Below are 11,500 nucleotides of genomic sequence, written 5' to 3'. Positions count from 1 at the left end.
AACGGCTCCTTCCTCGCAAACGCGTTGTCCGCGCGCCGCCGCGGGAAGGACCGCCCCCGCGGCAGGCCGTGAAGCCTGCCACCTGGACGTTAAGAAAACACAACCGAAAGTGGATCGTAATTGAAGAAGTTTCGCTGGAACTCGCCGCCTAAACCGCCTTGCTGTAGCGCCCGCCGGCGCCGAGATAGGCGTCGAAACAGGAGGCGATGAGGCGCACGGCGCGCTTGCCGTCGTCGGTCACCCGGACCTTGGAGCCTTCGACCGTGACCAGCCCCTCGCCGGCCAGCGGGACCAGGCGCTCCAGGGAGTCGGAGAAGTCGAAGCCGGGCCGCCCATGGGCCACGGCCTGGGCGCGCAGATCGACGAAGAAGTTGCACATGAGGGACTGGATGACGTCGCGGCGCAGCCGGTCCTCCGGCGTCAGGCCGACGCCGCGCGCCACCGGCAGCTTGCCGGCCCGCAGCGCCTTGGCATAGGCCACCAGGTCCTTCTCGTTCTGAACGTAGCCCTGCGGCAGGGTGCCGATGGAGGAGACGCCGAGGCCGAGCAGCACCTCGGCCTGGTCGGTGGTGTAGCCCTGGAAGTTGCGGTGCAGCCGGCCTTCGTCGGCATAGCGGAACAGCGGATCGTCCGGCAGGGCGAAGTGGTCCATGCCGACGGCGCGGTAGCCGCGCAGCAGCAGCACGCGCTCGGCCGCCTCGGCCTGGGCGAGGCGCTCTTCCGCGCCGGGCAGCGCCGCCGTGTCGATCATCTTCTGGTGCTTCTTCATCCAGGGCACGTGGGCGTAACCGAAGACCGAGACGCGCTGCGGGTGAATATCGGCGGCCAGCGAGGCGGTCTGCTTCACGTCCTCCAGGCTCTGGTGCGGCAGGCCGTACATGAGGTCGAAGTTCAGCGCCGCGATGCCGGCCGCGCGCAGGGCTTGCGCCGCCGCGGCCGTGGTCTCGAAGGGCTGCAGCCGGTTGATGGCTTCCTGCACATGGGGGTTGAAGTCCTGCACGCCCAGGCTGGCGCGGTTGATGCCGGCAGCGGCCAGCGCCTCGGCCTTCTCCGCCGTCAGGTGGCGCGGGTCGATCTCGATGGCCAGCTCGGCCGCCGGCTGGAAGTCGAAGACCTCGCGCAGCTGGCCCATGACCGCGGTGAAATCCTCGGCCGAGAGGATCGAGGGGGTGCCGCCGCCCCAGTGCACCCCAGTGACCGGGCGGTCTCTTCCCAGCACGCGGCCCAGCAGGGCGATCTCCTGGCGCAGCAGGCCGACATAGGCGGCGATGCGCTCGTAGTTGTTGGCCACCGCGGTATGGCAGCCGCAGTACCAGCAGAGCTGGTGGCAGAAGGGCACATGCAGGTAGAGCGACAGCGGCGCGCCGAAGCGCAGCTCTTTGAGCCAGCTGCGATAGAGGCCGCCGCCCACCGCCTCGCTGAAGTGCGGGGCGGTCGGATAGCTGGTGTAGCGCGGCGCCTGGGCCTCGGCGAGGCGAATCGGGATGCTGGTCATGGCGGCAAATCTAGCCGCGGTGCGGGCCGGCGGCATTGACGGAGGTCAATCGGCGCGAAGGGTGAAAAATGGCGGAATTCTGGGGCTTAGCGACGCTACCGCCCCCTCACCCTCCCGCTTGCGCGGGCCCCTCCCTCTCCCACGAGGGGCGAGGGGCTACCCACTTACTTTCCCTCTCCCCTGGTGGGAGAGGGTTGAGAAGTCTTGGCGAGCAGAGCGAGCTTAGACGGAGCTGGGTGAGGGGGATCCCGACGCTCAGGCGCTTGCCCGCCGGTCCTCGCGGATCATGTCGGCGGCCTTCTCGGCGATCATGATGGTGGGGGAGTTGGTGTTGCCGGAAGTGATGGTCGGCATGACCGAGGCATCGGCGATCCGGAGGCCCTGGAGCCCGCGCACCTTGAGGCGGGCGTCCACCACCGCCTGGTCGTCGTCCCCCATCTTGCAGGTGCCGACGGGGTGGAAAATGGTCGTGCCGATATCGCCGGCCGCCTTGGCCAGGGCCTCGTCGCCGTCGACCTGGGCGCCGGGCTTGTACTCCTCCGGCTTGTAGCGGGCCAGCGCGGGCGCGGCGCAGATGCGCCGGGTCAGGCGGATCGCCTGGGCCGCCACCTGGCGGTCGCCGGGTGCGGAGAGGTAGGCCGGCTTGATGACGGGCGCGTCGCGGAAGTCGGCGCTGCGGATGTGGATGCTGCCGCGGCTCTCGGGGCGCAGGTTGCAGACCGAGGCCGTGAAGGCCGGGAAGTCGTGCAGCGGGTCGCCGAACTTGTCCAGGCTCAAGGGCTGCACGTGGTATTGCAGGTTCGGCGTCTCGCGCGCCGGGTCCGACTTCACGAAGGCGCCGAGCTGGCTGGGCGCCATGGAGAGCGGCCCGCTGCGGTTCAGCAGGTACTCCAGCCCCATCATCGCCTTGCCGAACAGGCTGCCCGCGCGCTGGTTCAGGGTCACGGTGCCCTCGACCTTGAAGATCATGCGCATCTGCAGGTGGTCCTGCAGGTTCTCGCCGACACCGGGAAGATCGTGCGCCACGTCGATGCCGTGCTCCTTCAGCACCGCCGGGTTGCCGATGCCGGAAAGCTCCAAAAGCTGCACCGAGCCGACCGAACCGGCGGCGAGGACCACCTCACCGCGCGCGGTGATTCGCCTGGGACTGTCGCCCTGCAGGAAATTCACGCCGGTGACGCGCTTGCCGTCCAGCACCAGGTTCTGCGCCTGGGCGTGGGTCAGCACCGTCAGATTCGGGCGGTCCATCACCGGCTTCAGGAAGCCCTTGGCGGTGGACCAGCGCACGCCGCGTTTCTGGTTCACCTGAAAGTAGCCGCAGCCCTCGTTGTCACCGCGATTGAAGTCGTCGGTCGGCGGGATGCCGCTCTCCGCCGCGGCCTCGCGGAAGGCGTCGAGGATCTCCCAGGACAGGCGCTGTTCCTCGACGCGCCACTCGCCCTCGCCGCCATGGAACGCGTCGCCGCCCTGGTAGTGGTCTTCGGAGCGCTTGAAGTAGGGCAGCACCTCGTCCCAGCTCCAGCCGGCGTTGCCGAGCTGGCGCCAGTGGTCGTAGTCGCGGGCCTGGCCGCGCATGTAGATCATGCCGTTGATGGAGGAGCAGCCGCCCAGCACCCGGCCGCGCGGGTAGTTCAGCGCCCGGCCGTTGAGGCCCGGCTCCGCCTCGGTCTTGTAGCACCAGTCGGTGCGCGGGGTGTTCTGGGTGTAGAGGTAGCCGACGGGAACGTGGATCCAGAACCAGGAGTCCTTGCCGCCGGCCTCCAGCAGCGCCACCTTGACGTCCGGATCGGCCGACAGCCGGTTGGCCAGGCAGCAGCCGGCCGAGCCGGCGCCCACGATCACATAGTCGAACTCCCCGGCGTCCACCCTATGGTTGTCCTGCCGGGCACTTTCTGAAGGCATTCCCTCGTCCCCTCGCCCGCTTATGGCTGCGAATTTCAGACGAGGGGACTATAGCGCGCCGCTTCCGGGCGCGGAAAGTCTCAGCCGCCCTCCCCGGCCACCTCGCGGCGGCGGGCCAGGACGGCGGTGATCTTCGGCCCGATCATCGGCACAAAGAGCACCAGGGCGGCGATGATCAGGATCGAGAGGGTCAGGCCGCGCTCCCAGAGGAAGACCCAGCTGTCGTTGTAGATCGCCAGGGCGCGGCGCAGGTTCTCCTCCATCATGCCGCCCAGGATGAAGCCCAGCAGCATGGGCGCCATGGGGAAGTCGAGCAGCCGCAGGCCCACGGCGGCGACCGCGAAGAGCACCATCAGCTGAATGTCGAAGGTGTTGAAGGAGACGAAGTAGACCCCGATCAGCGAGAAGAAGACGATCAGCGGCAGCAGGATATTCGAGGGAATGGCCAGCACCCGCGCGATGTAGGGGATCAGCGGCAGGTTCAGGATCAAGAGGATCACGTTGCCGATGTACATCGAGATGATGACAGACCAGAAGACGTCGGGGTTCTCCTCGAAGAGGCGCGGGCCGGGCTGGATGCCGTAGGACAGCAGCGCCCCCAGCATGATCGCCGTGGTGCCGGAGCCGGGGATGCCCAGCGTCAGCAGCGGCACGAAGGAACCGGAGCAGGCGGCGTTGTTCGCCGTCTCCGGCGCGGCCAGGCCGCGCACCGAGCCCTTGCCGAATTCGGCACCCTTCTTGGGGCCGGCCAGGCGCTGTTCGATGCCGTAGGCCAGGAAAGAGGCGATGGTCGCGCCCGCCCCGGGCAGCACGCCGACGAAAAAGCCGAGGATCGAGGAGCGGCCGACCACCGGCGCCATCTCCTTCAGTTCCTCGCGCGGGATCTTCATGGAGCCGAGGTTCTTCTGCGCTTCCATCTCGCGTTTGCGGTCGGCGTCGCTCTTGGGCTTGAGAATCGCCATCAGCGCCTCCGACAACGCGAAGGTCGCCATGGCCAGCAGCAGGAAGGAGATGCCGTCGGCCAGGTCGATCTGGCCGAAGGTGAAGCGCGGCACGCCCACCCCCTTGTCGGTGCCGACGGTGGAGAGCATGAGCCCCAGCACCGTCATCAGCAGCGCCTTCACGACGTTGCCCTTGCCGGCAAAGGCGGCGACAGCGGTGAGGCCCAGCACCATCAGCGCGAAGTAGTCGGTGGACTGAAAGGCGCGCGACACCACGGCCAGCGACGGCGCGGCGACGAGCAGCAGGATGGCGGCAATGGTGCCGCCGGAGAAGGACGAGTAGGCGGCGATGGCCAGCGCCTTGCCGGCCTTGCCCTGGCGCGCCATGGGATAGCCGTCGAAGGCCGTCGCAACGGTGCCGGCGACGCCCGGCGCGTTGATCAGGATCGACGAGGTCGAGCCGCCGAAGATGGCGCCGTAGTAGACGCCGGCCATGAGGATCAGGCCGGTCGCCGGATCGAAGCCGTAGGTGATGGGGATCATCAACGCAATGGCGGAGATCGGTCCCAGACCCGGCAGCATGCCGATGAAGGTGCCGACGAAACAGCCGATCGCAACCATCAGCAGGTTGATCGGCGAGGCGGCGGTGGAAAGTCCCTGGAGAATGCCTTCGATCATCGGCTGAGATCCATGAATTCGGGCCAGGGCGCGATGTAGACGCTGAGGACCTGGGTCATCAGCAGCCAGAACAGCACGACCAGGGGAACGGAGACGCCCAGCAGCACCAGCCAGCGGCGTTCGCCGAGAATGAAAAATCCAAAAGCCAGGAACAGGCTGGTGGAGATGAGAAAGCCGGCCGGCCGCACGGTCAGGCCATAGGCCACCATCAGCAGGCAGATCAGCCCCGCGGTGCCCCAGCGGTAGCCTTTCGCCTCGATGCCGGCATCACTGCCGGGCTTCAGCAGCAGAACGACCGAGAGCACGACCCCCAGCACCGCCAGCACCTCCGGCGCGGTGCGCCCGGTGAAGGCGGCCTCGGCCTGAAACGGCAAGAGCCGGATGTCGTCGATGCGCGACCAGTAGAAGATGCTGAAGGCCAGCAGCAGCAGCGCGCCGATGCGGTCACGGGTCAACATGGCAATCCCCCAACGTTTGCCGGGCGTCGTTGTTGTGATTTCCCGGCAAGGCTTCCCGGCTGGAAAGCGGGGGCCGGAACCTTTGAGCTCCGGCCCCCTCAGATACCCTAGTGGAATCTCCCCTGCCGGGGAATTTCCTATGCGGGAGGGTAACTCCTTACAGGAACCCGAGTTCCTTCATCAGATCACCGATCTGCTTTTCCTGGCCTTCCAGGAAGGAAACGAACTCGTCGCCCGGGTGGTAGATGTTGACCCAGCCGTTGCGGGCGCGGACCGTTTCCCACTCCGGGGTGCTGTACATCTTCTTCAGGGTCTCCTGGTAAGCCATCTGCTTTTCCTTGGAGAGACCCGGAGGGCCGAAGAAGCCGCGCCAGTTGACGAACTCGGTGCCCTTGGAGCCCGCCTCGTCGCAGGTCGGCACGTCCGGCGCCGCGTCGACGCGCTTCATGGAGGTGACGCAGAGGATGCGCACCTCGCCCTGCTTGGCCAGGTCGACGGCCTCGCCGAAGCCGGTGGACAGCGCCTTGATCTCGCCCGACAGCAGGCCCGCCATGGCCTTGCCGCCCGCGTCATAGGGGATGTACTTGACCGCCGTCGGCTTGGCGCCGGCGCCCTTCATCACCAGGGCGGCGACGATGTGGTCCATGCCGCCGGCGACCGAGCCGCCGCCGATGGCGACGTTCGAAGGATCGGCCTTGTAGGCCTCGACCAGGCTGTTGAAGTCCTGGATCGGCGAATCGTTGTTCACCACGATGGCGGCGTAGTCGCCGATGGTCGAGGCGATCGGGGTCAGGTCGCGGAAGGACTGCGGAAAGACCTTCTGCAGCGAGCGGATGACGATCGGCGTGGAGTTCACCATCAGGGTGTCGTCCGCCTTGTCCGCCGTCTCGATCAGGTGGGCGATGGCCTTGCCGCCGCCGCCGCCGGACATGTTTTCGAAGGAGGCGGTGCCGCCCAGGCCGGCCTTGGCCAGGGCCCCGCCGGTGCCGCGTGCCGTCCCGCCCCAGCCGCCCCCGGCGCCGCCGGGGATCAGGAAGTGGACTTCGTCAAGGGACTGCGCCTGCGCGGCGCCTGCGCCCAAGGCGGCCGCCATGGCGACGCCGGTGGCCGCCGCAATCACCGCGCGGCGGTTCATGGGAAACTTTCGCATTATTTCCTCCCAATGCATTATTGACGGGACTTCACCCGTATTTGCCAGGATCGACCATAACGCGGGAACCTGTCGCCAACCTGTCGCGCGCGAAGCAGAGGAAGCGGGAAGAGGTGCGGCATAAACACGAGGTAGAATAAGCCCCGATGCGGCTGCTTCTGGTAGAGGACAACGAGGACCTGGGCGATGCGCTGGAACGCCACTTCCGCGCCGACGGCCATGCTGTGGATTGGGCGCGCACGGCCCCGGAGGCCGAGGACTACCTGCATGCCGGCGGCAGCGAGTTCGACCTGGTGGTGCTGGATATCATGCTGCCGGGCGGCGACGGCCGCCAGATCCTGCAGCAGATCCGTAGCAGCGAAAGCGACCTGCCGGTGCTGGTGCTGACCGCCCGCTCCCAGGTCGCCGACCGGGTGCACCTGCTCGACCTGGGCGCCGACGACTACATGACCAAGCCCTTCGAGGTGGCCGAGCTGGACGCGCGCTGCCGCGCCGTGGTGCGCCGCCGCCACGGCATGTCCCAGAGCCTGGTTCAGCTCGGCGCGCTGGAGCTCGACGCCGCCGCCTCCAGCGTCACCGCCGCCGGCCAGCCACTGGACCTGCGCAGCCGCGAGCTGCGCCTGCTGGAAGTGCTGCTGTCCTCGCCCGGCCAGGTCTTCAGCAAAGCCCAGCTCATGGACAAGCTCTTCGGCCTGGCCGAGGACGCCAGCGAGAACGCCATCGAGGTCTACATCGGCCGCCTGCGCCGCAAGATCCACAACGGCGGCGTGGTCATCGAGACCGTGCGCGGCCTCGGCTACCGCCTGCGCGAGGCCACGCCCGAAGACGGTGAGGGGAGCGGCGAATGACCGCTTCTCCCATGAAGTCGATCCCATGAGCACGACCTGGTCCCTGCGCCGCCGCCTGCTGGGCCAGCTGCTGCTGGTCTTCTCCGGTCTGGCCGTGCTGCTCTACCTCTCGGTCCAGGCGGTGGCCGGGCGCGCGGCGGATTCGACCCAGGACACCATCCTCGGCGCCTCCGCCATCGCCATCGCCGAGCAGGTGCGCGTCGCCGAAGGCGCGCTGACCGTCGACCTGCCCTACGCCGCCCTGGAGATGCTGGGCCTGGCCGGCGAAGACCGGGTCTTCTACCGCATCGCCACCAGCGGCGGACAGCTCATTACCGGTTACGACGATCTGCCGCCCGGCGCGCTGCCGGAGCAGGAGGACACGCCGCGCTTCTTCACCACCCGCTACCGCGGCGACACCGTGCGGGTGGCGACCGCGCGGCGGTCGATCCTCACCAGCGACCAGCGCGAGTCCGTGCTCATCACCGTGGCCCAGACCCGCGAGGCCTTCGGCACGCTGACCACCAACATCGCGCTCTCCGCCGCCGGCGTCGGCCTCGGCTTCCTGGCCCTGGCGGGTTTCCTGGCCTGGGTCGCCATCTCCCGCGCGCTCAAGCCCGTGCACGAGATCGAACGCGCCATCGCCGAGCGCGCCAGCGACGACTTCTCGCCCCTGGAAACGGCCGCGCCGCGCGAGATCGAACCGCTGGTCGACGCCATCAACGACTTCATCGAGCGCCTGCGCAACACCCTGGACACCAGCCAGCAGTTCATCGCCGAGGCGGCCCACCGCATCCGCACGCCCCTGGCGGCCCTGAAGGCCCAGGCGGAGGTGGCCCTGAGGGGCAATGGTCAGGCCAGCGAGGAAAGCCTGCGCCGCATGCTGCGCGCCGCCGACGAGACCTCGCAGCTCACCACCCAGATGCTGACCCAGGCGATGATCGCCTACCGCGCCGAGCGCGCCGAACGCCAGCCGCTCTCCCTGGCCGCCCTGGCGCGCACGGCGGCGCGCGACCTGGAGGTGGCGGCGGAGATGCGCGGCATCGACTTCCGCCTCGACCTGGACGACAGCGCCGAGATCCTGGGCGACGAGATCGCCCTGCTGGAGGCCATCCGCAACGGCCTCGACAACGCCATCAAGTACGGCCCGGCCGACGACTACGTTCAGATCACCGTCACCGGCGGCAAGACGCCGGAGATCGTCATCGCCGACCACGGCCCCGGCATCCCGCGCCAGGACCGCGACCTGGTCTTCGAGCGCTTCCGCCGCGGCGGGTCCGCCAGCGAAACCCCAGGCGCCGAAACCAGGGGCGGGAAAACCATGGGCTCCGGCCTCGGCCTTTCCATCGTCCGCCAGGTCATGCTGGCGCACCGCGGCCGGGTGCGTCTGGAGGACAACGAGCCCCAGGGCCTGCGCCTGCGCCTCACCTTCTCCGCCCCTCGAATCCGATCATGACCCGGAAAGCGCCCATGTTCCGTCTTGCCGCCACTTTGCTGCTCCTTCTTGTCGCTGCGCCCGCCGGGGCCGTGGAGATCGAGGACCGGCGCAGCTATCCGGCGGTCGAGGAAGTCGGGGCCGCCAGCACCCTGCACATCATCGGCACCACCGAGGCCGAGGTGATGGAGGGCCTGATCCGCGCCTACCGCAACCGCTACCAGGACGTGGCCGTGGTCTACGACCAGGCCACCAGCCGGGTCGTCTACGAGGCGGTCGAGCAGGACGTGAAGGTGGGCGACAGCCCCTACGACCTCGCCATCTCCTCGGCCATGGACCTGCAGATCAAGCTGGTGAACGACGGGCGCGCGCGCCGCCACGTCTCCACCGCCACCTCGCGCCTGCCGCGTTGGGCGACCTGGCGCGACCGCATCTTCGGCTTCACCCGCGAGCCGGCGGTCATGATCTACAACCGCCAGGCCTTCGCCGAGATCGCGGTGCCGCGGTCCCGCTTCGAACTGCTGAACCTGCTGCGCCGCACGCCCGGGCTCTTCAAAGGGCGCATCGCCACTTACGACCCCAACGTTTCCGGCCTTGGCTTCCTCTTCGCCACCCAGGACAGCCTGCAGTCGGACACCTACTGGCGGCTGATGGAGATCTTCGGCAACCTCTCGGCGGAACTGTCCTGCTGTTCTTCGGAGATGCTGGACCGCGTTGCCGAGGGCGAGATCGCCCTGGCCTACAACGTGCTGGGCTCCTATGCCCAGGCCCGGCGCGACGCCGGGGCGCCCATCGGCATCGTGCTGCCGCGCGACTACACCCTGCTGATGGTGCGCACGGCCCTGATCCCGGCGACCAGCGACAACGCCCAGGCGGCCGGCGACTTCATCGATTTCCTGGTCTCCGAAGAGGGCCAGCGCCTCATCGAGCACCAGGCTTTCCTGAGCCCGGCCCTACCCGAAGGCGACGACGGCACCCTGATCCCCATCCGCCTCGGCCCCGGCCTGCTGGTCTACCTGGACGCCCTGAAGCGGAAAGCCTTCCTCTCGGAATGGGCCAGCGCCGTCGAGGAGCGCCGCTGATAAAACCTTGGCAGCGGGCTCCCGGGACCTAGATAATCAGCGCAACCATAACTCGCCGTCAGGAGAGAGATTTGCCCCTTCTGTCCCGCCGCCGCCTGCTTCAGGGCGGCCTGGCGCTTTCCGCCCTCGGGCTCGGCCTGCCGCGTCTGCCGGCGCTGGCCGCCGAACCCAGGATCCTGACCGCCGGGCCCGGCGAGGCGCTGCTGCTGGAGGCCGGCCAGCCCAAGACCCGCACCTGGCTCTACGACGGCGTCTCCCCCGGCCCGATCATCCGGGCGCGCCAGGGCGAGGAGGTCTTCGTGCGGCTGAAGAACGGCCTCGACCAGCCGACCACCATCCACTGGCACGGCATCCGCATCGACAACGCCATGGACGGCGTCGCGGGCCTGACCCAGGACCCCATCGCCCCGGGCGAGACCTTCGACTACCGCTTCACCGTCCCCGACGCCGGCACCTTCTGGTATCACCCGCACAACCGCTCCTGGGAGCAGGTGGCGCGCGGCCTCTACGGCCTGCTGATCGTCGAGGAAAAGGACGGCTGGGGCGGCGCCAAGCAGGACATCGCCATCGTCGCCGACGACTGGCGCCTGGGCGAGGACGGCCAGCTCGACGAGGCCTCCTTCGCCCACATGATGGACTGGAGCCATGCCGGGCGTCTCGGCAACACCCTGACGCTCAACGGCCAGGATCAGCTCGACATCCCGGTGACCAGCGGTGAGCGCATCCGCCTGCGCCTCTGCAACACCTGCAACGCCCGTATCCTGGAGCTGCGCATCGAACATCCAGGCATCTGGGTCGTCGCCGAGGACGGCCAGCCGGTGCCGCCGCGCGAGCTCACCGACGGCTACATCGCCCTCTCACCGGGCGAGCGCGTCGATCTGATCATCGATATGATCCTGGACCCCGGCAGCACCGCGACCATCACCGAGGTCAGCGCCGATCAGCGACTCGTCGCCGGGCACCTCGTCTATCATCCCAGTGACCAGCTCGTTCACACAAAGCCTTCGCCGGTGCCACCGCCCGCGCTCCCCGCCAACCCGCTGTCGACAAATCTCGACCTCGCCGGCGCGCAGGCGGTCGAGCTGCTGCTGGAAGGCGGGGCCATGGGCAACATGGCCCAGGCGACCTACCAGGGCGAGACCCTGGCGATCCGCGATCTGGTCGGCAAGGGTCAGGTCTGGGCGCTGAACGGCACCGCCGGCATGACCGACACACCGCTGTTCAGCGCGCCGCGCGGGCGCAGCGTCACGATTGATATGCGCAACGACACCGCCTGGCCGCACGCCATGCACTTCCACGGTCATCACTTCAAGGTCGTGGAGCGCAACGGCAAGCCGACCGGCAGCGAGGCCTGGAAGGACACCGTCCTCCTCGAGCGGTTGGAGAGCGCCAAGATCGCCTTCGTCGCCGACAATCCCGGCAAGTGGATGATCCACTGCCACATGCTGGAGCACCAGGCCGCCGGCATGACGACCTGGTTCAGGGTCGAAGGCTAGATCCGGAAAAGCCTGCACCGCGGACCAGGGCCATCT

Annotated in this window: 9 protein-coding genes; 4 read left to right on the top strand and 5 right to left on the bottom strand. The window is 68.4% G+C overall.

The window, feature by feature from the left end; genetic code table 11:
• Positions 1–148 precede the first annotated feature (148 nt).
• The 5 genes from hemN to H7X47_RS14950 form a co-directional block, all read right to left on the bottom strand.
• Complete coding sequence (hemN, locus tag H7X47_RS14970) at positions 149–1,495, bottom strand: oxygen-independent coproporphyrinogen III oxidase (protein WP_193369521.1); 1,347 nt, start codon at positions 1,493–1,495, stop codon at positions 149–151.
• A 255-nt stretch (positions 1,496–1,750) separates the two neighbouring features.
• Entirely contained in the window at positions 1,751–3,397 is a 1,647-nt protein-coding gene (locus H7X47_RS14965; protein ID WP_193369520.1) for a GMC family oxidoreductase, read from the bottom strand.
• An 80-nt stretch (positions 3,398–3,477) separates the two neighbouring features.
• Complete coding sequence (locus H7X47_RS14960) at positions 3,478–5,016, bottom strand: tripartite tricarboxylate transporter permease (RefSeq protein WP_193369519.1); 1,539 nt, start codon at positions 5,014–5,016, stop codon at positions 3,478–3,480.
• Positions 5,013–5,474, bottom strand: a complete 462-nt coding sequence (locus tag H7X47_RS14955) for a tripartite tricarboxylate transporter TctB family protein (RefSeq protein WP_193369518.1) — start codon at positions 5,472–5,474, stop codon at positions 5,013–5,015. Before H7X47_RS14955 ends, H7X47_RS14960 begins: the two co-directional genes overlap by 4 nt.
• A 157-nt stretch (positions 5,475–5,631) precedes the next feature.
• Positions 5,632–6,624, bottom strand: a complete 993-nt coding sequence (locus H7X47_RS14950) for a tripartite tricarboxylate transporter substrate binding protein (RefSeq protein WP_193369517.1) — start codon at positions 6,622–6,624, stop codon at positions 5,632–5,634.
• Between the two features lie 146 nt (positions 6,625–6,770).
• On the opposite strand from H7X47_RS14950, the gene H7X47_RS14945 reads away from it, so the two are divergent.
• The 4 genes from H7X47_RS14945 (at position 6,771) to H7X47_RS14930 (ending at position 11,464) form a co-directional block, all read left to right on the top strand.
• The gene (locus tag H7X47_RS14945) at positions 6,771–7,472 is read left to right on the top strand and encodes a response regulator transcription factor (RefSeq protein WP_193369516.1); all 702 of its coding nucleotides are present in this window, start codon (positions 6,771–6,773) and stop codon (positions 7,470–7,472) included.
• A 25-nt stretch (positions 7,473–7,497) separates the two neighbouring features.
• The gene (locus H7X47_RS14940) at positions 7,498–8,907 is read left to right on the top strand and encodes a sensor histidine kinase (protein ID WP_193369515.1); all 1,410 of its coding nucleotides are present in this window, start codon (positions 7,498–7,500) and stop codon (positions 8,905–8,907) included.
• Positions 8,908–8,921: 14 nt separating this feature from the next.
• Entirely contained in the window at positions 8,922–9,968 is a 1,047-nt protein-coding gene (locus tag H7X47_RS14935; RefSeq protein ID WP_193369514.1) for an ABC transporter substrate-binding protein, read from the top strand.
• A 71-nt stretch (positions 9,969–10,039) separates the two neighbouring features.
• The gene (locus H7X47_RS14930; RefSeq protein WP_227010516.1) at positions 10,040–11,464 is read left to right on the top strand and encodes a multicopper oxidase family protein; all 1,425 of its coding nucleotides are present in this window, start codon (positions 10,040–10,042) and stop codon (positions 11,462–11,464) included.
• The last annotated feature ends 36 nt before the right edge of the window (positions 11,465–11,500 follow it).

This window comes from Pelagibius marinus, from assembly GCF_014925385.1.
Lineage (GTDB): Bacteria > Pseudomonadota > Alphaproteobacteria > Kiloniellales > Kiloniellaceae > Pelagibius > Pelagibius marinus.
Note: the sequence above shows the minus strand (reverse complement) of the source record. Positions and strands in the feature narration are given on the sequence as shown.

Excerpts from the sequence above, each read along its gene's own strand:
- hemN (WP_193369521.1), bottom strand. The coding sequence starts at position 1,495 with ATGACCAGCATCCCGATTCGCCTCGCCGAGGCCCAGGCGCCGCGCTAC.
- H7X47_RS14965 (WP_193369520.1), bottom strand. The coding sequence starts at position 3,397 with ATGCCTTCAGAAAGTGCCCGGCAGGACAACCATAGGGTGGACGCCGGG.
- H7X47_RS14960 (WP_193369519.1), bottom strand. The coding sequence starts at position 5,016 with ATGATCGAAGGCATTCTCCAGGGACTTTCCACCGCCGCCTCGCCGATC.
- H7X47_RS14955 (WP_193369518.1), bottom strand. The coding sequence starts at position 5,474 with ATGTTGACCCGTGACCGCATCGGCGCGCTGCTGCTGCTGGCCTTCAGC.
- H7X47_RS14950 (WP_193369517.1), bottom strand. The coding sequence starts at position 6,624 with ATGCGAAAGTTTCCCATGAACCGCCGCGCGGTGATTGCGGCGGCCACC.
- H7X47_RS14945 (WP_193369516.1), top strand. The coding sequence starts at position 6,771 with ATGCGGCTGCTTCTGGTAGAGGACAACGAGGACCTGGGCGATGCGCTG.
- H7X47_RS14940 (WP_193369515.1), top strand. The coding sequence starts at position 7,498 with ATGAGCACGACCTGGTCCCTGCGCCGCCGCCTGCTGGGCCAGCTGCTG.
- H7X47_RS14935 (WP_193369514.1), top strand. The coding sequence starts at position 8,922 with ATGTTCCGTCTTGCCGCCACTTTGCTGCTCCTTCTTGTCGCTGCGCCC.